We start from the raw sequence: 22,153 nt of genomic DNA, 5'->3' as shown, positions 1-22,153 counted from the left end.
CTCCGGTGTCAAGACACCGCAGTCGTGCCGGTGACGGGCGCACTCCGCCGGTCCCGCACCTTCCGCTCGCGGATTCGATGCGAAGCGGGGGTCGGCACGGACGCGGCCGCGGCCACCAGGGCGTGCACCACCGCCGAGTCGAAGGCCATTTCGGGGTGCCACTGCACGCCGACCACGAAGCGGTGCCGGGTGCTCTCGATCGCCTCGACGGTCCCGTCCGCCGTACGCGCCCCCACGGCCAGACCGGCCCCGAGGGAATCCACCGCCTGGTGGTGGTGCGTGGCGACCTGGCGGGTGCCCGGGAGGAGCGCAGCGATCCGCGTCCCCGGCACCGTGGTGACGGCATGGGGGGAGAAGTGGCCGCCGTGCAGGTTGTGACCGTGGTGGCCCACCGTCTCCGGGAGATGCTGGATCAGGGTGCCGCCCGCGTGCACGTTCATCAGCTGCATGCCCCGGCACACTCCGAGCACCGGAACGTCACGCGCGAGGGCCTCGGCCAGCACGGCCCACTCCCAGCGGTCGCGCTCGCGCACCGGCGGCCCCGTGCACGGATGCGGCTGCGCCCCGTACAGCGCGGGATCAAGGTCCTCACCACCGGTCAGGACGAGACCGTCCAGACCGGCGACGACGTCGAACGCGGCCTCCGGCGCGTCAGGGGGCAGCAGGACCACACGGCCGCCCGCCGCCTGGACGCAGCTGATGTACGCCGCGGGCAGCAGCGCCGCGGGCAACTCCCACTCCCCCCACTGCGCGTGGGCGAGGTAGGTGGTGAGGCCGATCAGCGGCTTGGGCATGCCACTTCCTTTCGGGTGGGGGTCGATCGCCGGCCCGCCGTCTCCTCCGCAGCTCGCCCGTCGGAGGCGGTGCAGGCGGGCTGCGGAGCAGGCGCACGGCCCCACGGGCGCACGGACGCGCCCGACGATGGCGGGGGTGGGCCGCGGGACCCGGGGTTGCACATCCGGGCCGCGAGCAAGAATCCTGCTGCCGTTCACGCTTAAGCACAAGAAAAGACATCTTCGCTACAGATAAGCGAGCGTTAACTCCGTGCAGAGACTCGACCCCCGGCTGCTCGCCACCCTCGAAGCCGTGGTCCGCCACGGCTCCTTCAACGCCGCCGCACGCGAGCTGGGCTACAGTGCGCCCGCCGTCTCGCAGCAGATCGCCGAACTCGAACGCCGCGCCGGCCTCATCGTGATCGAGCGCCGCCCGGTGCGCGCCACCCCGGCCGGCGCCGTCCTCCTCGACGCCGAACAACGCGTCCGGGGCGCCCTCGCGGCGGCGTCCCTGGAACTCGACGCCATACGCGCGGGCACCGCCGGACGGATCAGGCTCGGCGCCTTCGCCTCCTCCGCCGCCGGGATCGTCCCGCAGGCGCTGGCAGAGCTCCACGCGACCTATCCCGACGTCCGGGTCAGCCTCTCCCAGGTGGAACCGGACGCCGGCTACAGCCGGCTCAAGCGGGGCGACATGGATCTGGCCCTCAGCTACGACTACGACTTCATCCCGATGCCACCGCCCCGGACCCTGCGCCGAACGCTGGTCGCCCGGGACCCGGTCGTGGCCGTCCTCCCGGCCGACCACCACCTCGCCCAGCGGGACGTCATCGACCTGGCAGACCTCGCGTCCGAGACGTGGATCGCCGCGCCGGAGGCCGCGCTGCGCCTGGAACTGCTCGCTCAGATGGCCAAGACCCCGGGCTTCCAGGCCCGCCTGGAATACGACGGCGACGACTTCAACACCGTGCTCGGCTTCGTGGCCGCCGGCCTGTGCGTGGCCGTCATGCCCCGGCTGGCCCTGCCCCCGGGAAGTCCGCGGGTCGTGGCACGCCCCCTCGTCGACCCCGAGCTGACGCGCTTCATCTACACCGTACGCATCGACACCCGGCACGCCCCGCGCGCCCTCCTGGCCCTGGAACACATGCTCGCCGAGCAGGCGCTGGCGGCCCTGTCATGAGCGGGGGCCGCACCTCGACCGGCTGCTCGCGACGCCGCCGGACCGCCCGTGCGCAGGCCGTCCGGGCCGGCCCTCACGCCTCCGACCGGACGTTCCCGTCAGCGGTCAGCCGCTCACGCCACTCGGCCACGGCCACGGGGGACATCGCGGCGAGGCGCGCGATCGCCTCGTCGTCCCGGCCGTCGGTCCAGCTCAGGACCCGGGTCAGGACGGTGTTCCGGACCAGGCGGACGTCCTTGAGCAACTCCTCCAGGCGCTGCAGTTCCTCCCCGGTGGCGGCCAGCGTGTCGTCGACCGCCGCCCTTTCCTCGGCCCGCTGTTGCCGCAGGTGGGCCGCCAGTCCGGTGAGGACCACGCCGTCGTCGGCCGCGGCACCGCGGAACGTCTCGGCGAGGTGGTCCAGCACGCAGTCGGGGGCGTCGGCGAGACTCGCTCCGACCACCTTGGCACCCTCCCAGCTGGCCCGTCCGGCATCGCTGCTCTGCAGCCAGAGCCCGGCTTCGACCGGGGTGCGGCCACCGCAGGCGGCCGCACGGTAGGCGTAGAGGGCCGCACGGTGACCGTAGAAGGTGTAACCCTCCTCGATCCGGATGCCCGCGGCCGCGCACACCAGGCCCGGAACGCCGTCGTAACCGGAATCGGCTTCGTAAGCGGCACAGGCGTCCAGCTCGGCGTCGGTGGCTGCGGCCCAGGCCGGGTCGCAGAGCTCGGGGTTGCGGGCGAGGAAGTCCCGCACTTCGACCCGCCACGCCGGAACCGCGCTCATGCGGGGATCGGGCCAGGCCACGGCGCCCGTCGCGTCGAGCGTGAACCGGCAGGCCTGTTCGAGATCGGTCCAGGCCGTAGCGGCCTCGGCGGACCATTCCGAAACCCCGCCCGGGCCCACGCGGTGCAGCGAGTCGATCACCCGCTGGACCAGAGGCAGTACCCGCCGGACGAGCGCATGGAGTTCCTCGACGCTGAAGAAGCGCCAGGTGTCGGAGCCCCGGTCATCGGCGACGCGGTGGGCGAGCGGAACCGCCAACACCGCGGGGGACGGCAGTGCGCCGTCGCCGACCTCGGCCCGGAGACGACCCGGGAGCCAGTCGGCCGCCTCCTCGCCCTGGGTCCGCCAGTCGGTGTCCCCGAACCAGACGGCACCGGTGGCAACATCGACGGCGAGCCATTGCTGGTAGCAGTTGCCCGGCCCGAACCGTTCCCGGCGGTGCTCGGCCTGCCGGTCATGCCACACGTATTCCGCTGGAGGCGGACTGAACTGAACAGCGACGAAAGCATCCTGCGGGGTGTACCCGACGACCACGTGTGCCGTCGGGTTGCTGTGCTCGGTCCCGGACATGCGGCTCCCTCCGTGCCGGACAGTGGCGGCTCCGCCACTGTGCGGCACCGAGCCTGCCCTGCGAGCGCCGTACGATCAAATCCGATCAGTTGTGGACTTCTCGCCCCGCAAGGGTCCGTACACGAGCGGAGTCACCGCAGACCCCGGGCGCCGGCACCGGTACACCGGCGGCCTGAACCGGACCTTGACTCCGGGCCACCGGAGGGCACATGATCGAGCCCGCAAGGCTGTCAGACAGCAAGACAGGCTCTGTTTCCGCCGCCCCGGTGCCGGCAGCCGGATGCCGGGCCGACCGGAGATCAGCAACGCCCTCAGCTCATCCGGCGCGTGGTTCAGCAGCACCCCGGACGCATGCTGCACAGCCGTGCCGCTGCATGTTGCGCGCCGCACCGTGGACTTGCCGCCCCGGCCCCCACCCGGCCTCACCGGTGCGGCGTGACGACCCGGAGCGGGATCATGTTATGACGTAGCGTCATGTCGGTTGCGATGATGGATCATTCGGCTCCCGGGATGTGCCGGACTGCGTTCCGCGCTCACGCGGTGACGAGGTCATGCGGCGGTGGCGAGGTCGGCTCGGCCGAACAGGAGCGCATAGCCGCGGGGCAGGTGGGCGAGGATGCGGTCGGTGAGGTCGTCGCCGGCCAGGGTGACGAGCGCTGCCAGGACGGAGGAGACGTCCCAACGAGCGCCCGCGAGGCTGGTGTTGAGGGTGCGGGCGACGGCTTCGACGAGAGCAGGTGCGGCAACCGGCCGGGGCAGGGGGATCTGGCCGGCGAAGACGGTGCGGGCGCGTTCGGGCAGGGCCCGGGCGAGGTCGCAGCGTTCGTCGCCGGTGAGCTGGGAGCCGAGGACGGCCAGGACGGCGGTGAGGACGCGTTCGGCTTCCTGGTCGGAGGTGTAGCGGCCGAGGTCGCGGACCTGGCGGAGCAGGAGGCGGTACCGGGTCATGGCGGTGGCCTTCCGGGGTCGGGGCCGGCCGGGCGAGCGGCGGCAGGACGGGCGGGTGTCGCAGGACGGGCGGCTGTCAGGGTCGGTGGCCGGGTCGGGGTCGGCCGAACAGGACGTCGTAGCCGGGCGGCAGCTGGAGCAGGACGCGCTCGGTGAGGTCGTCTCCGGCGGCGTCGGCCGCGGTGGACAGGACCGCGCCGATGTCCCACAGGGCCGTGCTCTCGGTGGCGCCTTCGATCCAGGCTGCGGTCGCACGCACGAAGCGCTCGGGTGTGAGCGGTTCGGCGGCCTGCAGCGGGTTGAGCAGGACCAGGGACATGGTCTCGGGCAGGCGCGCGGCCAGTTCGGCCCGCACCGTGCCTACCAGGTGCGCGCCGAGCAGGGCCAGTACCACGCGCGCCGCCCGCTCGGCTTCCTCGGATGTGTCGTACTCCCCGCGCTCCCGGACGGCGTCCAGGAACGCCTCCCATCGCAGAGTCACCGCGGTTCTCCCTTCGTCCCAAGGGCCGACTCAACCAAGGAGTCGGCTCAGCCCAGGGGCCGGCGCATCCCGTGGGCCGACGCGACCGGTGCCTGCTCCACGGCCTCCACGGCCAGGCGCCGGTGCAGGCCCGTGAGCTTGAGCAGCCGCACGACACCGCGGCCGGCCCCGCGCAGGACCAGGCTCCGGCCGCTGCGGTCGGCCTGGTTGCGGGCCCGGACGAGCGCACCCAGGCCCGCGCAGTCCATGAACGTCACCTCCGACAGATCGAGCACCACCTCCCGGTGCGACCGGAGCGCGGCGGCCAGAGCACGGTGCAGTGCGGGGGCGGTGTCGAGGTCGATCTCGCCGTTCGCCCGCACGATGAGGGGTTGGCTGCTCCGGTCGTTCATGGCGTTCAGGCGTCGTTGCGGTCCGGCGGGTGTTCCGGCCGCCTCTTCGATCGAGGGGGGAGATCGGAGGCGGCCGGAACGGCATCGGGAACCGGGTCAGGCCCGGATCTGCTTGCGGTCGCCGCTGTGGCCGACCTCGATCTTGCGGGGCTTGGCCTTCTCGGCGACCGGGATCTTCAGGGTCAGCACGCCCGCGTCGTAGTCGGCGGTGATCCCGGCGGGGTCGAGGGTGTCGGAGAGCATGACCTGGCGGGAGAACACGCCGAGCGGGCGCTCGGAGAGCTCCCACTTCACGTCCTCGCCCTGGTGGCGGGGGCGGCGCTCGGCCTTGACGGTCACCATGTTCCGCTCGACGTCGATGTCGATCGCCTGCGGGTCCACCCCGGGCAGGTCGAAGCAGATGACGTACTCGTCGCCGGCCCGGTAGGCGTCCAGCGGCATGGGAGCCGGACGCGACCAGGTTCCCGTGTTGCCCAGGAACTGCTGGGTCAGCCGGTCCAGCTCGCGGAACGGGTCAGTGCGCAGCAGCATCGCGAAACACCTCCACTGATCGATGGGTGCCAGTGCGCTTGATCTGACACCTTTGTAGCGCGTCATCCATCCGATGACAAGTGGACGCGTCGCCGGTAGAGTGACCGCATGAGCGAGGAGTCCCGAAGAGCAGTCGCAGGTCCGCCCCGGCCGGATGAGCCGGCGTCGTTCCTGGCGGCCGTGGCGGCGCTGGCCGCCATCGACGACGCCGTCCGCGCCGCGCGGGGATCCGCGTCCGGGTCTCCGGGCGTCCCTGACGCGCAGGACGGCCCCGAACCCGCTCTGGCCGCCCTGGTGCTGCTGCGCGAACTGCGCAGCGAGCTGGCGGGCTGGGAAGCCGGCCTGGTGGAGTCCGCGCGGCAGGCCGGTGCCACCTGGGCCGACCTCGCCCGGCCCATGGGCGTCGCCAGCCGCCAGGCCGCCGAGAACCGCTACCTGCGCCTCAAGCCCGCCACCGGTGGCACGACGCAGGGCGGTACCGGTGCCGAACGCGTCAAGGCGGTCCGCGACCGTCGCGCCGCCGACCGCGCCGTCACTGCCTGGGCCCGGGACAACGCCGCCGACCTGCGCGTCCTCGCCGCCCGCATCTCCACCGTCCCCGGACTGAGCCGCCGCGCCGGTCCCGCACTGACCGCACTCACCACGGCCCTCGGCGCCCCCGACCCCGCGGACCTGATAGAGCCCCTCGCCGCCATACGCCCCCACCTCGGCACCGGCCACGGCGACCTCGCCACCCGCCTCGACGACCTCACCCACCGCACCGAACGCCTGCGCCATGACAGCGACCAACGACGCACCTGACCCCACCACCTCGCCCGCCCACGACCCCTGGCAGCACATCGAAGACCGGCTCACCGCCATAGAACACCGCGTCCGCCTACAGGGCAGCGCCACCACCGCCGCGATCGACGCCTGCCTGGCCCGCCTCGATTCCCTCCGCAACCAGCTCACCCACGGACCCTGGCCACCCTCGGACCTTCCGGCACCCCCGCAACCGGAATCAGCACCCACGCCGGCAGTCCGCCCGGACACCCGGCGCCGCACCACGGTGCGGGCTTCCGCGTGACGCAGGGCGCCGTCCCCGTGCCCTGACGCAGCCCGGTGGGTCACATGGCGCCGGCAAACCTGTGCTGGGGCGACGCCGGGTTCGGGGGCCGTTCGCGCACCGCGGTCCTGCGCAGGGCAGGTAGCCGGACCGACGAACGACCCCGGCCGACGTCACCACCCGCTGCCTCAGCCGGGCAGCGCGTCGCGGGCACGGGCCGCCCTGAAGGTGTCGCGCCCCAGGACTGGCAAGGCGCAAAACACCGGCTCCCCCAGGTGAGGACGAGGCACCATGGCCTCCAGGAAACCAGTCGCCCACCACGCCATGGACGAAGGCCGGGCCAGCCGCCACGAAAGGCGCCAGCACGGCTGGTCCGGCGACATCGACGCCGTGGTTCACCGGAAGACTCATGGTGATCATCTCCCCTGGTTGTCTGGCCCGTGGCCCCAAGGGGCTTCCCACGGGCCAAGCGGAACGATGTCGAGGAAGGCCGGACGTTCTGCCGCTCCAGGCCGGTCGGCACCTCCACGACCAGGCGTTTCGAGGGTGTACGCCTCGACCGCAATCGCCATCGCACTCACCCGGCCGAACCCGGGCTGCCACACCACGCGGTTCTGCGCACCGACGAAGAGATGCAGACTGCCGCGCCCGTGGGAGCACACGGCCAGGGCCCGATTGCGCATGGGACGCCCCCAGCATGTGGACGGCGACGGTTGGTGTCGAGTCGTGCGGCAAGCGCCCGCCTCAGTCCTTTCAGGATATTCCGGCTTTGATTGCGTATCAATTGCGGTGACCATTGCAGGGGAAGCTTCCGGAACCCACCCGCCCCGTCGGGGGCGAAGCCGCAACGGGCACCCTTTCTTGCCTCCTCCGGACGCCGCCGTGGACGCTCGACGGCCGGATACGCGCCCGCAGCCACCGCGACCTGCCCGGCCGATCGGGACGAATGTCATGGAATTCGCCTGATACTGACGGTTGTCTGCCGGCCTGGGCCCGAGGGAAATCCCGTCCTGCCCAGACGTCCGTCGTGACGCTACGTGAAAGAACCTTCATCCCTGGGACGGTTTCGCATCGAACCGTCAGACCCGACGGGGACTCCGGCGACCGACGAGTCTGAAATCAGGGCGACGCTTGGACGCACCCAAGCAGGGCCTGGTGCGTCAGGGAGGGGAACGGTCCCGCCCCGGCCACGCGTGGGGCGAGTTGCTCACACACGGCAACCGGCCGCCCGGAGTTTCGCGCCAGGCTCTGGTCGCGCCCGGTCCGCACCTCCCCCCTTGCCCTTCACGATCGATTTGTTGATCATGCAGCTCGGATTCGATCGATCCGGCTGTCCCGGCAGCGCGCGATACCGCCGCCTCGCCGGCGACCACGCAGCAGGTGGCGAGGCCGAGGAAGCCTGCGTGGGTGGCGTCCCGCATGCGGCATCCGGGTGAACCGGGCCGATGTGACGCCACTGTGACGCCGGATCGGACGGCGCGGTGACAGGCCGTCGCGAGACTGCGGGGGATCCACTGACGAAAGGAGCGCCCATGCCCACCGCACCCACGTTCCCGGGCATGTACGTCGAGGAGGTGCCCAGTGGTGTGCATCCGATCGTCGGTGTGCCCACCGCGATCGCGGCCTTCATCGGCTGGTTCCCACGCGGTCCGATGAACAGCCCGGAGGAGGTCCTCTCCTTCGCCGACGTCGAGCGGACGTTCGGCGGCCTGCACAAGGACAGCGACACGTCCTTCGCACTCCAGCAGTACTTCCTCAACGGCGGCGCGCGGGCCTACGTGGTCCGGGTGGCCGCCCCCGGAGCCGGCGCCGCCGCACTCGGCCGGGCCCACGTCGACGTCCTGCAGGCCGACGGCGCAGGCGCGTTCACCGTCAGGGCCCGGGACGAGGGGGCGTGGGGCAACGACCTGCGCGTCCAGGTCCTCGTTGCGACCGACCCCGCCCGGTTCGACCTGGTGATCAGCCTGCTGGGCGGGGACGCCGGCAACCCGACCGTCCTGCGGCAGGAGACCTACCGGGGGTTGACCGCCGACAGCACCAAGACGGACGACCCCCTCTACCTCACGACGGCCGTCAACGCGGCCTCCGAGCTGGTCACCGTCGGCCCCGTGACGGGAGCGAACACTCCCTCGCAGCCCGCCGCCAGCGGGCTGGTCTCCTCCGCCGTGGTCGACAAGGGGGCACTCCCCGACACGAACACCCTGGGTGTCACGGTGACGATCCAGGGACTCCCCCCGAGGCCGATCACCTTCCCCGGCAAGCCCGACTCCGTCGAGACGCTGGCCGCCGCCTTCCAGTCGGCCCTGCGAACGGCCGTGGCGAACAAGCCCGTCTGGTCCCAGGCCGTCGTGCGGGTGGTCCCCGACAACGCCGACCCCACCAAGAGCCGGCTCCAGGTCCTGCCCGGTGCCGCCTCCGGGCTCACCGTCACCGTCGAGAACCTCGGCGACGACCACACCGCGACCGCCCTCAACCTGAACGGCGCGACAACCCACGCCGGGGCCGTCGCGCTGGCGGGCGGCGGCGACGGCGCCCATCCCGGCGCGGACGAGCTCGTGGGCAGCGAGGTCGGCACCGGATCGGGCATGTTCGCCCTGGAGAACACCGACTTCACGCTCCTGTGCCTGCCGAGCCTCGGCAACCAGAGCGCCTCGGACAACGACCCGTTCGCCTCGGCCGGCACGCTGGACGCCGAGTACAGCAAAGCCGTCGGCAACGCCATCGCCTACTGCCGCCGCAAGCGCGCCCTGCTGCTCCTCGACCCCCCGGACAGCCTGCCGAGCCCGACCGCGCTGCGCAACTGGCTCCAGAGCCACAGCTACGTCCGCGACGAGTACAGCGCCCTCTACTACCCCCGTCTCGCCATCGCCGACCCGACCCGCAACTACCTTCCGCGCTCGGTGGGGCCGAGCGGCACGATCGCCGGCCTGATGGCCCGGATCGACGCGGCGCGCGGTGTCTGGAAGGCCCCGGCCGGGACGGAGGCCAAGCTCTTCGGCGTCCAGGACCTGGGCTACGACCTGACCGACCCCGAGAACGGCACCCTCAACCCGATCGCGGTCAACTGCCTGCGCAGCTTCCCCGCCTACGGCCAGGTCTCCTGGGGCGCGCGGACCCTGGCCGGCGGTGACGCCGCCTCCTCGGACTACAAGTACGTCCCGGTGCGGCGGCTGGCCAACTTCCTGGAGTCGAGCCTGCTGATCGGGCTCAAGTGGGCGGTGTTCGAGCCCAACGACGAGCCGCTCTGGTCGCAGATCCGGCTGAACATCGGGTCGTTCATGCACGGCCTGTTCGTGCAGGGCGCCTTCGCGGGGCGCACCCCGAAGGAGGCCTACCTCGTCCGCTGCGACTCCACCACGACGACGACCACGGACCAGGGGCTCGGCGTGGTGAACGTCCTGGTGGGCTTCGCGCCGGTGCGGCCCGCCGAGTTCGTGATCATCCGGCTTCAGCAGCTCGCCGGCCAGACGCAGAGTTGAGGGGAGCCCACTCATGGCCCAGTTCGCCGTCAACACCAATCGCTTCGACCCGTACAAGAACTTCAAGTTCAGGGTCAAGTGGGACGGCCGCTACGTCGCGGGCGTCAGCAAGGTCAGCAGCCTCAAACGCACCACCGAGGTGGTCGAGTTCCGTGAGGGCGGCGACCCGTCCAGTGCGCGCCGCTCGCCCGGCCGGACGAAGTACGAGGCGATCACGCTCGAACGCGGAGTCACCCACGACCTGGAGTTCGAGGCGTGGGCGTCCAAGGTCTGGCAGCACGGCGCCGCCCTCGGCGCGGAGGTGAGCCTCGCGGACTTCCGCAAGGACATCGTGATCGAGCTCTACAACGAGGCCGGCCAACTCGTCATCGCCTACAACGTGTTCCGCTGCTGGGTGAGCGAGTACCAGTCGCTGCCGGACCTCGACGCCAATGCCAACGCGGTGGCGCTCGCCCACATCAAGCTCGAAAACGAGGGCTGGGAGCGGGATCCGGCCGTGGTCGAGCCCAAGGAGGTCTCGTTCTCCGTATGATCCCCGGACTCGACATCGGCCCGGCGCGCCCGGTACGGCTTCGGCACGGCCTGGCGACGCGCCCCGCGACGACGGCCGCCGTGCGCGTGCTCACCGGCGCCGACGAGGCGGCCCTCGGCGGGAACGGCCCCGGCGGCGAGCACTGGGTCACCCTGGTGCTCGCCACCGTGGTCGCGGAGCTCGGCGGCAGCCGCCCCGAGCCCGACGAGCTGCGGGCGCTCAGCGTCGGCGACCGCAACGCGCTGCTGCTCGCCCTCGTGGCGTCGACGTACGGCTCGCTGGTCGAGTGGGTGCTCGACTGCCCGTCCTGCGGTGAACGGCTGGACGCCGCCGTCGACCTGGTGGAGCTGCTGGGCGACGCGGCCCACGCCCCCTCCGGGCCCCGCCCGCCGGAGGGCCTGCCCGCCTTCCGGCTGCCCACCGGCGCGGACCTGGAGGCGCTCGCCGAGCTGGCGCCGACCGCACCGGACCCGGCCGAGCAGGCCCGACGGCTGCTGCTGGACCGCTGTGTGACGGCCTGGCACACCGTGGACGACGCGACCCTCGCGGCCGTCGAGACCACCATGGCGGCCGCCGACCCGCTCGCCGACATCGAGCTGCTGCTCTCCTGCGCCGCCTGCGCCACCCCGGTGCCGGCCGTGCTCGACCCGGCGGCCGAACTGGCCGCGCGGCTCACCCCGCACCGCCGCCTGATGACCGACGTCCACGCCCTCGCCCTGGCGTACGGCTGGACCGAACCGGAGGTGCTGGCACTTCCCGCACCGCGCCGGGCCGGCTACCTGACGCTGGTCGCGGACGGCGGAGCCTGGGACGGTGACCGGTGACGGCGCCGGCCCCGGTGGGCCTCCTGCGCCGCCTCGTCGCCCGCGCGATGACGGCCGGCCCAGCCGCCCCGAGCCCGGAACACCCCCGGCCGGAGCCGGGCACCGGCCGGGACGCCTCCGCCGCGCTGCTGCTGCGCAGCGCCGCGGAGTCCCACCTCTCCTGGTTCGCCGCGGCCGCGGCCGCCTCCCGCCCTCGCAGCGCCCGGACGCCCCACCCGGCCGACCCGGCCCATCCCGCCGGGCTCCCGGCCGGGCCGGACGCCGACCGGGGCCGCCCGGCGGACCGTCAGGCCGAGCCCGCCTCCTGGGGGTCGCACCCCGAGGCCGGTGGGCGGCCGGTGCCCACCGCACTCGACGCGGCGAGCTCCGAAGTTCCGGCACCGCCGAACCGGTCCCCGCGGGCGGCCGGCCCGCCGACCGCCGACCGGAGGGTGTCGCTCGGCCCGCTCCGGGCGGAGCAGCGTGCTGCGGCGGCACGGCCGGACGGGCCCGAGCAGAGCGCCGCCGTGCCTCCGGCGGCGGCCCCGGCACACCCGGCGCCGCGCCGCCGCGCACCGGGCGCCGACCTCGGCCCGGTCGCCGGACCGGAGGGCGAACCCGGCTCCGGGCCGCAGGCCCCCGGCCGCGCCACCCGGCCCGCCGGGCCCGGGCCGCACCCCGCCGACCGGGCGGCCGACACCGCGGCCGCCGCCCCGCCGCTGCCGCCTGCGGTGGTGCTGCTCCCCCGACCGGGAGATCCGGCGCACGGTGCGCCGTCCCCGGCGGCGCACGGCCGGGCGGGCCGGCGCGGGCGGGCCGCCGAGGCGCCCGCACCGGCTCCGGTGGTCGTCCGGATCGGCCGGGTGGAGCTGGTCGTGGCGCCCGCCGCGGCGGCGCCGGCCCCGGCCGCACCGTCCGCACCGGCTGCGCCGGCCGCCGATCGGCATCCCGACCTGCTCGCCGCGCACCGTCGGCACGGCGGGGGGTGGCCCGGATGAGCAACGCGCTCGCCGTACCGACCGTCACCGCCTGCCTGGTGACCCTGCTGCAGACGCGCATCGACGCCGCGAACGTCGCTACGCGCACGACCGTCAAGGCCGGATCGCTGGACGACGACACCAACCTGCCGCTGGTCGGCGTCCACCTGTACCGGATCGACCGCAACGCCTCGCTGGCCGCGGACGACCTGCCGACCCGCCCCCCGTTCGGCGGAGCGCTGCGTCAAGTCCCCCGGACGGTGCTGGAGCTGCACTACCTGCTCACCTTCCGGGGCCAGAGCTCCTACCAGAGCGAGCAGCTGCTGGCCCTCTGCGCGGCCGCCCTGCACGCCACCCCCGAGGTGTTCCCCGACCTGATCGACCTCGCCACCGCGGGCCACCCCGACATCACCGGCAACGACCTGGCCCGGGCCCAGGAGCGGGTGCGGATCCGCCCGGAGTCGCTGAGCATCGACGAGCTGACCCGGATCTGGGCGCTGTACCAGCCCGGAGCCTTCGCCCTCAGCCTGGCGTTCGTCGCCGGGCCCGTCGTGGTGGAGTCCCCCGAGGTCGCGGGCACCGTCCTGCCGGTGCTCCGGACCGGCCTCGGCGCCCGGGTGCTGAACGGCCCCCGGCTGGACACCGCGGCCGGCCCGGACGGCGTCGGCGCGCCCGTCAGAGCAACCTCCCCGATGCCGGATCTGCGGCTGTTCGGCTCGGCCCTCGCACCACTGCCCGGCGAGACGCTCAAGGTGCTGGTCGACGGCGCCCCCGCCCCGGCCACGGTGCTGGACGCAGGGCAGTTGACCGTCTCGCTGACCGGGGTACGGCCCGGCGTCCACACCGTGCAGGTTCTGCGGCTGACCGCGCCGCTCGACCCCACCGTGACCCTCACCGCTCCCGCCCTGGCGAGCGCGCCGGTCGCGTTCACGGTCCTGCCGACCCTCGGCGCGGTGACCGCCACGCCCGCCCCCGGGGCGGGCGACTACCAGGGCACCCTCGCCGCCGACGTCCTCCCGGCGCTCACCGGATCGGAGCGGCGGGTGCGGCTGCTGCTCGACCGGGTGCACCCGGACGCGACCGTCGCGCTCGCGCTCGACGTGACACCCGCGCCGCAGTCCTCGATCAGCGTCCCGCTGACGGACACGCCGCGCGGCGACTACCGGGTGACGCTGGAGGTCGACGGCGCCCGGAGCCTCCCGCCGCTCGACCTCCACGGCCTCTTCCTGCCGCAGGAGGTGACCCTGTGACCACCACCGAGGACGACCGGCCGGCCACCGGCGCCGGCACCGCCGGCCCACCGCCGCAGGCCGCACCGACCGCCGTCTGGGCCCGGGACAACCAGCGGCACCTCGTCCTGCACGCCGAGGCCGTCGCAGCCCGGCTGGACGGCCGCCCGGCCGACGCCGAACGGCCCGAGCGGGCCGCGGCGCTGCTGGCCGCCGAGGTGGCCGCGGACACCGGCACACCCGTCGCGCTGCACCGGATCGCGCGGCTCTTCGGCCTCACCCGCTTCGAACAGGACGTCCTGCTGGCCGCCGCGGCGCCCGAACTCGGCCTGCCCTGCGCCGCCGGCCCGGCGACCTTCTCCCGGGCGCTCGCCGCGCTCCCGGACCCGCACTGGAGCGCGCTGCTGCCCGACGCGCCGCTGCGCCACTGGCGGCTGGCCGACCTGCCCCCGGAGCCCGCGCCCGGCCGGTACGGCGGCCTGGCCCAGCTGCCGCTCGCGGTGGACGAGCGGGTGCTGCACGCCCTGGTCGGGGCCGTCACCCTGGACGAACGGCTGCGCGGACGGGCGCGGACGGCCGAGGACCTCTGCCGGCTGGCCCCGGGACAGCTGGCGGCCGTCGGACAGCTCGCCGCCCTGGCGGCTCCCGGGCCGGCCGCGCTCCCCCGCCCGGTCTCACTCGTCGGCGAGGACCGTCTGACGCGGCGCCAGGCCGCGGTGCGGGCGGCCCGCGCACTGGGGCTGACCACGCTGGTGACCGAGGCCGGGGACGTACCGCCCGACGCCCCCACCGCCGAGCTGTACGGGCGGCTGCTCGCCCGTGAGACGGCGCTGGGCGGCCGGCTGCTGCTGATCGAGGCGCCGGACCGGCCGGCCGGACCGGACCACGGCCCCGACGGGGGCCCGGCCGCCTTCGCCGGGCCGGCGCCCGCGGTGCTGCGCCTCGCCGTGGACGTGGGCTCGTACGGCGTCCCGGTGGTCCTCTCGCTCTCCGAGCCGACGGCCGGCGCCGGCGCGCAGCCCGTCCTGCGGCTGCCCGCCGCGGGCCCGGGCGAGCGGCGGGAGCTGTTCGCCGCCGCCCTGGCGGACGTGGGCCTGTCGGCCGGCCCGGCCGAACTCGCCGAGCTGGCGCAGTGCACCCCGCTCACCCCGGCCGCGATCGCGCTGGGGGTCGAGCGGGGCGTCCGGCTCGCCGCCCCCGCGTCGGGGGCCGTCCCGGTGCCGGACCTCGTGGCCGCCTGCCGCGCCACTGCCGACCAACCGCTGCACGGCCTCGCCCGGCTGCACCGCCCGGTGCGCGGACTCGACTCGCTGGTGCTCGCCGAGCCCGCCGAGCGGGCGCTGCGGGCGCTGCTGGCGCAGGTCCGCCAGCGGGGCCGGGTGCACGACGAGTGGGGGCACCCCGGGCCGGGCCACCGGGGTCTGGCGGTCACCGCCCTGTTCAGCGGGCCGAGCGGGACGGGGAAGACCACCGCGGCGGAGGCGGTGGCGGCCGAGCTCGGGCGCGACCTGGTCTGCGCCGACCTCGGCCAGCTGGTCAGCAAGTACCTCGGCGAGACCGAGAAGAACCTCTCCCGGCTCTTCGCCGCCGCCGAGGCGGGGGCCGTCCTGCTCTTCGACGAGGGCGAGGCGCTGTTCGGCCGGCGCACGGCCGTCCACGACAGCCGCGACCGGTACGCGAACCTGGAGGTCAGCTTCCTGCTCCAGCGGCTGGAGACCTTCGGCGGGATCTGCATCGTGACCACCAACACCCGGGAGGCGCTGGACTCGGCGTTCCTGCGGCGGATGCGGTTCGTGGTCACCTTCCCCTTCCCGGACGCCGAGCAGCGGGCCCGGCTCTGGGAGCGGGCGTTCCCGGCCGGCGTCCCGGTCGACGGGCTGGACCCGGCACGGCTGGCTCAGGTCGCCGTGGCGGGCGGAACGATCGCCCAACTCGCGCTGCACGCCGCCTTCCTGGCCGCCGACGCGGACGAGCCGGTACGGATGGCGCACGTGCGCGAGGCCGTGCGGATCGAGTGCGAGAAGCTGGAGCGCCCAGTGTCCTCGCACGAGTTGCGGGGGTGGGGATGAGTTCCCCGGCCGGACCGTGGACGGGCGGACCGTGGACGGGCGCCGGCGCCACCGCGCCGGTCGAGGTGGAGATCGAGCACCTGGTGCTGCGCGGCGTCCGGGAGGCGGACGTACCGCAGGTCCTGGAGGTCTTCCGCCGCCGGCTTGCCCAGCTGCTGGCCGATCCGGCGAGCCCGCGCACACCGGTGACCGACGCCCGGGTGCCGGGCCCGGACGACCCGGAGTCCCCGGTCCGGGGCCCGGGCGGCGAGCGGCTGGGGCGGGAACTGGCGGAGGCCGTGGCGAGGGTGGTGCGGCGATGAGCAGCCCGTCCGCCGCCACCGGCCTCGCCGGGCCCGGTCGGCCGCTGGAGGCGGGCACCCGCGACCGGCTGTCCGCCAACTTCCGGCACGACTTCACGCCCGTCCGGGTGCACACCGGCCCCGAGGCCGACGCCGCTGCCCGCACGCTGGGGGCCCGCGCGTACACCGTCGGCCACGACATCGTCTTCGCGCACGGCTCCTACGACCCGCTCACCGCTCCGGGTCGCGCGCTGATCGCCCATGAACTCGCCCACGTGGCCCAGCACGGCGGCGTCGCACACGCCCCGAACCTCCTCGCCGGGGACGGCACCCACCTGCCCGCCGCATCGGGCGCGCTGGAGCGGCAGGCCGAGCACGCCGCGGCGCTCTCGCACCGCCCGCTGCCGCACGGCTGGTCCTGGCAGCGGGCGACGGCGCCCTTCCTCGGCCGGGCCGGGGAGGCCCCGCCGCCCGCCACGGTCTGGCAGCCCTTCACGATCACGTACGCGGGCGAGGAGCGCACCGTCGAGACGGTGCGGCAGCTCCAGGAGGACCCGACCGTCGTCCTCGTCGAGCTGGGCGCCTTCGTCCTCCCGCAGGAGAAGGGCCCGTGGAAGGAGGAGTACCAGGCCCTGGCCGCGAAGAACGCCGAGGGCGGCGGCGCCCTGCAGGCCGTCACCGACGTCAGCGGCAGCCACATCAGGGCGGAGCTGTGGCAGAAGCGTGCACCGGCCGACGAACTGCGCCAGCTCTGGCTCCAGCGCGTCAGGTGGCCCGCGGAGGCGGCCCGCCAGTGGTGGTACGAGGCGGGCGGGAAGGAGCAGAAGTCCGGGGAGTTCCGGCCTGAGTCGCGGGCCGACAGGACCCAGATCGACCACGTCGTCGAGCTCCAGCTGGGCGGCACCAACGTGCCGGCCAACCTCGCCCCGCACGATGCCGAGGCCAACATGGCGAGCGGGCGCAGGATCTGGAACGATCTGAGCAGCGCCGCGAACCAGGTCGTGAAGGCGCTCGGCCAGCAGAACCCCGCCTTCGAGCCCCGCAGTCTGACCCTGCGCTTCTCCAGCGCCGTCCAGCGGGGGACCTACGTCGCGCCGGCCCTGGAGACCCTGCCCGTCGAACCGGAGCAGCAGGACGCGGTGATCGCGAAGCGCCGCGGCCAGGCGACGAACTCCATCGCCGTGCACCGCACCGCCCTCGCCGACCTGGCAGCGGGCAGCCGGCCGAACCAGGCGGAGCGGGCCAAGCTGGAAAAGGCCTTCGCCGACCGGACCCCCTACCCGGTCTCGGCCGGGGCCGCCTCCCACGTGCTGAGGGTGGCGCCCGAGATCCGGCCCACCGTGCCGGACCCGATCGCCGGCGACCAGGCCAACCACCCGGCGCGCGAGCTGATCCCGGGCATGGTGCTGAAGTCGCTGCACCGGACCGTGGAGCACCGCCACGACACCGTCACCGCGAGCTTCGAGGGCACCCGGGCCGGCACCCGGCAGCCACTGGAGGTCAGCCTGCTCAAGGGCGGCGGCGACTTCCCCCTGAAGGTGGTGGACCCGGGCGCCACCGGCCGGCTGGAGTTCCCGGACAGGACCAAGCGGATCGAGTTCACGTACCCGTACCTGAGCACCGGCCACCTCGACCTGCGGATGGCCGAGGAGGGCCTGGTCGGGAAGGGCGCGATCACCCCGAGCATCCCCCTGCTGAACCGGGGACCGATCGCCGTGACCCTGGACCGCGAGGGGCTGCACGCCTCGGTGAGCCCGGACCGCAGCAGACTCTCGCTGCCGCCGTTCAGGATCACCGACGCCTCACTGGCGATCACCCTCGGGCCGGGCTTCACGGCCGGCGGCCACCTGGGCTTCGAACTCGCCCGGGTCCTCACCGGCGACCTGAACGTGGGGGCGGACGGCGCGGGGCTGTTCGCGACCGGCGCCCTGCACGCCGCCGTACCCGGCCTGGACCGGGCCGAGGCCGCGGTGACGTACCGCCCGCACACCGGGCTGACCGGCCGACTGGACCTGCGGGCCACGCCCCGGGCCGGGCTGGTGACCGGCGGCGCGGTGGCGGTCGACTTCGCGGGCGGCCGCTGGGGCGCGACCGGGGAGGTCACGCTGTCGGTGCTGGGCACCCCGATCGGCCTCAACGTGGCCAGGCGCGACGACCGCCTGGTCTACTCCGGGCAGGGCACCGTCACCGTGCCCGGCCTGCGCCCGTTCGAGCTGCGGCTCTCCTACGACGGCGAGCAGGTCACCGGCTCGGGGCACACCACCTTCACCGTGCTCGGCCTCGACGGCACGATGGACCTCGCCTACGCCGAGGGCCACTTCACCGGCAAGGGCACCGTCAAGCTCAAGCGCGACCGGGTGAGCGGCCAGCTCGTCGCCGTGCTCGACCGGGAGGGCCGGATCTCGGGCAAGGGCGAGGTCGAGGTGGCGATCCGGCCCGGCCTGGTCGGCCGGGCCGCCGTGCTGCTCTCCCCCGACCGGAAGCTGCGCGTCGAGGGCGAGCTGCGCTTCCCGCCGTACCGGTTCCTGGAGCCGCGGGGCAACCGCTACCAGATCTTCGACATCCCGTTCCCGGAGATCCCGCTCTTCGCCGTGCCGCTCGGCCCGGTCTCGCTCGGCCTGGTGGCGCAGCTGAGCGCCGCCGCGGCATTCAGGTACAGCTTCGGGCCGGGCGAGATCCGTGACCTGGTGATCTCGGCGGCCTTCGACCCGCTGGAGCAGGACACCGGCCTGGAGGTCGGGGCGAAGGCCCGGCTGGTGCTCCCCGCCGAGGCGGGCCTGGAGCTGCGGTTGCGGGCGGCGGCCGGGCTCTCGGCGGGCGTGGCCAGCGTCACCGGGGGCATCAGCGTCACCGGCGGGGTGCTGCTGAAGGGCGGTCTGAACGCCGAGGCGGCCCTGGTGTACGCCCGGAACGTGCTCTCCTTCGACGCGAAGGCCGAGATCAAGGTGCAGCCGGTGCTCACCCTGCGCATCGCGGCGGACATCACGGCCAAGGCACGGCTGTTGGGGGAGACGAGCTGGCCGTACGAGCTGGCCGCCTACGCGTACGAGACCGGTCTGGAGTTCGGTCTGATCGCGCCGTTCCACTACGAGTCCGACCAGCCGCTACGGCTGCCGGAGGCGAAGGACATCCAGTGGGTCACCCCGAAGATCGACGTGATGGCGCTGGCCGGGCAGATCACCGACCGGGTCCGGAGCGGGCTGAAGTTGTAGATGCACGGGATTGGGGTTGTCGATGAGCGAGTTTCCCGGCCGGCCGAGGGTCACCAAGGGGGCGCTGCTGGTGTTCGGGTCGGTCGTGCCCGTCCCCGTGCAGATGATCGTGTTCCCGCTGAACCCGGACTCCCTCGCGCGGCGCTTCGACCTGGGGCAGGCCGCCGGGGCGAAGCCGCCCGCCGGGGCGGGCGAGTCGCAGACCCCCGCCACCACGCCCGTCGAGACGCTGACCGTGTCGCTCGCCCTGGACGCCGCCGACCGGCTGGAGCACCCGGACGCCAATCCGATCACGGTGGTCAGCGGGCTGCTGCCGGTGATCTCGGCGATCGAGCAGCTGGTCCATCCCTCCACCGTGCTGGCCAAGTTGACGAAACTGCAGGCGCAGATCGGGCTGGCCGTCATCACGCCGCAGGGGCTGAACTGGACGGTCCTGGTCTGGGGCGCGGGCCGGGTCCTGCCGGTCAAGGTGGCCGGCCTGTCCGTCACCGAGCAGGCCTTCGACGCCAGGCTGAACCCGATCAGCGCCCGCGCGGAACTCCAGCTCACCACGCTCAGCCAGGACGAGCTCAAGGCCGCGCCCGTGTTCATCAGCGCACTCGCCGACGTGCACGCGGTGGCCCGGGAGGTGTTCTCGGCGGTGAACACCGCGCAGTCCGCCGCGCAGGCGCCGTCCGTCCTGCCGCTCTGACCGCCCCTCACCCGCCCTGCACAGGAGGCCCGATGTTCGACCCCGCAAGCCGCTACCGGGACGTTCCGGTGGCGGTGCACGTCGACGATCGGGGCCGGCCCCGGCCGTGGGTGACCCTGCGCGTGCCACCGGCCACGGGCCCGACCGTCACCGGCGCGACCCGGCCGCACGACCGGCTGGACCTGCTCGCGTACCGGGCCTACGGCGACCCCGGCGCCTGGTGGCGGATCGTGGACGCCAACCCCGCCGCCGCGGCCGCCGGCCCGGCCGCGGTGCTGGAGCCGCCCGGCACGCCGATCGAGCTGCCGCAGCCCGTCTCCCCGGAGGCGCTGTCGTGACGGCCGTCACCGTCGTCCTGCTGGTCGACGACGCCCCCGCCCCGGGCGAGGTGCTGGACGCGCTCCAGGAGCTGGTCGTCGAGACCACCCTGGACGCGCCCGGCACCTTCCGGCTGCGGCTGGGCACCGGGCTGTCCCCGCGCGGCGAGTGGCCGCTGCTCGAACCCGACCGGTTCACCGCCGGGCAGAGCGTGCGGATCGGGGCCGTCATCGGCACCGTCCCGCTGCCGGTCTTCCTCTTCGCCGGGTACGCGGCGACCCGCTCCGTGGTGTACGGCGAGAGCGCCGGGGACTCCTCCGTCGAGGTCGGCGGCCTCGACGCCACCGGCCTGATGAACCTCCAGGACCGCACCCAGGCCTGGCCCAACCTGCCGGACGCCGTGATCGCGGCCCAGATCTTCGCCGGCTACCGGCTCGTCCCCCAGGTCTCGCCGACCGGGCCGGTGCTGATCGAGCCCGAGGGCACCACCGTGCAGCGCGGCAGCGACATCCGCTTCCTGCGCCGGCTCGCCCGGCGCAACGGCTTCGAGGTGTACACCCTGCCGCAGGCCAACACCGGCATCGAGGTCGGCCACTTCCACGAGGTCTCCGCCGAGGGCCTGCCCGTCGCCACGCTCGCCGTCCGGGCCGGCACCGCCAGCGGCGTCACCGACCTGCGGATCGGCCACGACATGCTGCGCGCCACGACCGTCACCGCGGACGCGATGGACCTGCGGCACAGCGGGCAGAACGCCGAGGTGACGGCCGTCAGCGCCACGATCGGCGGCACCAGCGTGCTCTCCGGGCTGAGCCCGACCCCGGTGACCCGGCTCACCGGCTCCGCCCTGACCGGCGCGGGCGACCTGCGCAAGGCAGCCCAGGCGCTGGTCGACCGGGCGGCCCTGGCGATCGTCGCCGAGGGGACGGTGGACGCCTCGGTCGGCCCGCTGCGCCCCGGTGACCCGATCCGGCTGGCCGGAGCCGGCCCCGCCTACAGCGGCCCGTGGCTGGTCCGCAAGGTCGTGCACCGGATCACCCCCAGGGCCTACAGCCAACGCTTCACCGCGGTGCGCAACGCGGTGGGCGATTCCGGACTGCTCGGCGCACTGGGAGGCTGAACGAACGTGCTGGACCACGCACTGCTGGCGATCGGGGCGAGCACCGACCGCTACTTCGGCAAGTACCGGGGGGAGGTCACGAGCGTCGACGACCCGCTGAAGTCGGGGCGGCTCAAGGCCAAGGTGCCCGAGGTGCTCGGCGACGTCGAGACCGGCTGGGCCCTGCCGTGCACCCCGTACGCGGGGCAGCGCTCGGGCCTGTACACCGTGCCGCCGGTCGGCTCCGCGCTGTGGGTCGAGTTCGAGGCGGGCGACCCGTCCCGCCCGATCTGGACCGGCTGCTGGTGGGGGCCGCTGGAGGCGCCCGGCGCGCCGACCTCGCCGCTGCCCAGCCCGGGGCGGCGCGAACTGACCAGCGAGACCGGCCTGACCGTGGCCCTGGACGACGACGGCCACACCCTGACGGTCAGCGACATGACCGGGCAGAACCTGCTGGAGATCAAGGCGGACTCCGGCCAGGTGACGCTGCAGGCGCTCACCCACGTCACCCTGGAGGCGCCGCTGGTCAACCACGGCCGGCAGGCCTCCGAGCCGGCCGTCCTCGGCACCCAGCTGCTGAGCTACCTGACCCAGCTGGCCACCCTCTTCAACACCCACATCCACCCGGGCATGGTCGCGGGGCCGGCACTGCCCGTCGTACCGACCCCTCCGGTCGCCCAGGTGCCCCCGCCCACGCCCGCCCTGCTCAGCGTCAAGAACCTGGTGGAGTAGCGCAGATGACCCCAACCCGGCCCGGAGTCCGCCCGGGCGCAGGACCGG

20 protein-coding genes are annotated in these 22,153 nt (G+C 74.2%); 14 read left to right on the top strand and 6 right to left on the bottom strand.

Annotated elements, in window-relative coordinates; translation table 11 throughout:
- Nucleotides 1-8: 8 nt before the first annotated feature.
- Nucleotides 9-794: a gamma-glutamyl-gamma-aminobutyrate hydrolase family protein gene (locus tag ACIGG8_RS16190; RefSeq protein WP_396548530.1), complete on the bottom strand. Its 786-nt coding sequence runs from the start codon at nt 792-794 to the stop codon at nt 9-11.
- Nucleotides 795-1,044: 250 nt separating this feature from the next.
- On the opposite strand from ACIGG8_RS16190, the gene ACIGG8_RS16185 reads away from it, so the two are divergent.
- Nucleotides 1,045-1,953, top strand: a complete 909-nt coding sequence (locus ACIGG8_RS16185; protein ID WP_396548528.1) for a LysR substrate-binding domain-containing protein — start codon at nt 1,045-1,047, stop codon at nt 1,951-1,953.
- Between the two features lie 73 nt (nt 1,954-2,026).
- Here ACIGG8_RS16185 and ACIGG8_RS16180 read toward each other — a convergent pair whose 3' ends face one another.
- The 5 genes from ACIGG8_RS16180 to ACIGG8_RS16160 all read right to left on the bottom strand — a co-directional run bounded on the left by ACIGG8_RS16180 (nt 2,027) and on the right by ACIGG8_RS16160 (nt 5,641).
- Entirely contained in the window at nt 2,027-3,289 is a 1,263-nt protein-coding gene (locus tag ACIGG8_RS16180) for a hypothetical protein (RefSeq protein WP_396548526.1), read from the bottom strand.
- Between the two features lie 549 nt (nt 3,290-3,838).
- A complete protein-coding gene (locus ACIGG8_RS16175; protein ID WP_396548524.1) occupies nt 3,839-4,237 on the bottom strand; it encodes a DUF2267 domain-containing protein in 399 nt (132 codons plus the stop codon).
- A gap of 76 nt (nt 4,238-4,313) precedes the next feature.
- A complete protein-coding gene (locus ACIGG8_RS16170; RefSeq protein ID WP_396548523.1) occupies nt 4,314-4,718 on the bottom strand; it encodes a DUF2267 domain-containing protein in 405 nt (134 codons plus the stop codon).
- Nucleotides 4,719-4,765: 47 nt separating this feature from the next.
- Nucleotides 4,766-5,110 carry an STAS domain-containing protein gene (locus ACIGG8_RS16165; protein ID WP_396548522.1) on the bottom strand — a complete coding sequence of 115 codons (345 nt, stop codon included), beginning with the start codon at nt 5,108-5,110 and terminating at the stop codon, nt 4,766-4,768.
- Between the two features lie 96 nt (nt 5,111-5,206).
- A complete protein-coding gene (locus ACIGG8_RS16160; RefSeq protein ID WP_396548520.1) occupies nt 5,207-5,641 on the bottom strand; it encodes an Hsp20/alpha crystallin family protein in 435 nt (144 codons plus the stop codon).
- Nucleotides 5,642-5,749: 108 nt separating this feature from the next.
- Here ACIGG8_RS16160 and ACIGG8_RS16155 point away from each other — a divergent pair, with 108 nt between their 5' ends.
- The 13 genes from ACIGG8_RS16155 (at nt 5,750) to ACIGG8_RS16095 (ending at nt 22,105) form a co-directional block, all read left to right on the top strand.
- A complete protein-coding gene (locus ACIGG8_RS16155) occupies nt 5,750-6,442 on the top strand; it encodes a type III effector protein (protein WP_396548519.1) in 693 nt (230 codons plus the stop codon).
- Between the two features lie 1,776 nt (nt 6,443-8,218).
- The gene (locus tag ACIGG8_RS16150; protein WP_396548518.1) at nt 8,219-10,165 is read left to right on the top strand and encodes a phage tail sheath family protein; all 1,947 of its coding nucleotides are present in this window, start codon (nt 8,219-8,221) and stop codon (nt 10,163-10,165) included.
- 13 nt (nt 10,166-10,178) lie between these two features.
- Nucleotides 10,179-10,697, top strand: a complete 519-nt coding sequence (locus ACIGG8_RS16145; protein ID WP_097239622.1) for a phage tail protein — start codon at nt 10,179-10,181, stop codon at nt 10,695-10,697.
- Entirely contained in the window at nt 10,694-11,521 is an 828-nt protein-coding gene (locus ACIGG8_RS16140) for a hypothetical protein (protein WP_396548517.1), read from the top strand. The genes ACIGG8_RS16145 and ACIGG8_RS16140 overlap by 4 nt, the downstream gene beginning before the upstream one ends.
- A complete protein-coding gene (locus ACIGG8_RS16135; RefSeq protein ID WP_396548515.1) occupies nt 11,518-12,498 on the top strand; it encodes a hypothetical protein in 981 nt (326 codons plus the stop codon). Before ACIGG8_RS16140 ends, ACIGG8_RS16135 begins: the two co-directional genes overlap by 4 nt.
- Complete coding sequence (locus ACIGG8_RS16130; protein ID WP_396548513.1) at nt 12,495-13,727, top strand: Pvc16 family protein; 1,233 nt, start codon at nt 12,495-12,497, stop codon at nt 13,725-13,727. The genes ACIGG8_RS16135 and ACIGG8_RS16130 overlap by 4 nt, the downstream gene beginning before the upstream one ends.
- Entirely contained in the window at nt 13,724-15,775 is a 2,052-nt protein-coding gene (locus ACIGG8_RS16125; protein ID WP_396548512.1) for an ATP-binding protein, read from the top strand. Before ACIGG8_RS16130 ends, ACIGG8_RS16125 begins: the two co-directional genes overlap by 4 nt.
- Nucleotides 15,772-16,077 carry a hypothetical protein gene (locus ACIGG8_RS16120; protein WP_396548511.1) on the top strand — a complete coding sequence of 102 codons (306 nt, stop codon included), beginning with the start codon at nt 15,772-15,774 and terminating at the stop codon, nt 16,075-16,077. The genes ACIGG8_RS16125 and ACIGG8_RS16120 overlap by 4 nt, the downstream gene beginning before the upstream one ends.
- Complete coding sequence (locus ACIGG8_RS16115; RefSeq protein ID WP_396548509.1) at nt 16,074-19,268, top strand: DUF4157 domain-containing protein; 3,195 nt, start codon at nt 16,074-16,076, stop codon at nt 19,266-19,268. Before ACIGG8_RS16120 ends, ACIGG8_RS16115 begins: the two co-directional genes overlap by 4 nt.
- Before the next feature lie 22 nt (nt 19,269-19,290).
- A complete protein-coding gene (locus tag ACIGG8_RS16110) occupies nt 19,291-19,959 on the top strand; it encodes a hypothetical protein (RefSeq protein WP_396548508.1) in 669 nt (222 codons plus the stop codon).
- Between the two features lie 32 nt (nt 19,960-19,991).
- On the top strand, nt 19,992-20,297 hold the full coding sequence (locus ACIGG8_RS16105; RefSeq protein ID WP_396548507.1) for a tail protein X: 306 nt from the start codon (nt 19,992-19,994) through the stop codon (nt 20,295-20,297).
- Complete coding sequence (locus tag ACIGG8_RS16100; RefSeq protein ID WP_396548505.1) at nt 20,294-21,394, top strand: phage late control D family protein; 1,101 nt, start codon at nt 20,294-20,296, stop codon at nt 21,392-21,394. The genes ACIGG8_RS16105 and ACIGG8_RS16100 overlap by 4 nt, the downstream gene beginning before the upstream one ends.
- 6 nt (nt 21,395-21,400) lie before the next feature.
- Complete coding sequence (locus tag ACIGG8_RS16095) at nt 21,401-22,105, top strand: phage baseplate assembly protein V (RefSeq protein WP_396548503.1); 705 nt, start codon at nt 21,401-21,403, stop codon at nt 22,103-22,105.
- The last annotated feature ends 48 nt before the right edge of the window (nt 22,106-22,153 follow it).

Origin of the sequence: Kitasatospora sp. NPDC085464 (genome assembly GCF_044541955.1) — a bacterium.
Classification (GTDB): domain Bacteria; phylum Actinomycetota; class Actinomycetes; order Streptomycetales; family Streptomycetaceae; genus Kitasatospora.
Note: the sequence above shows the minus strand (reverse complement) of the source record. Positions and strands in the feature narration are given on the sequence as shown.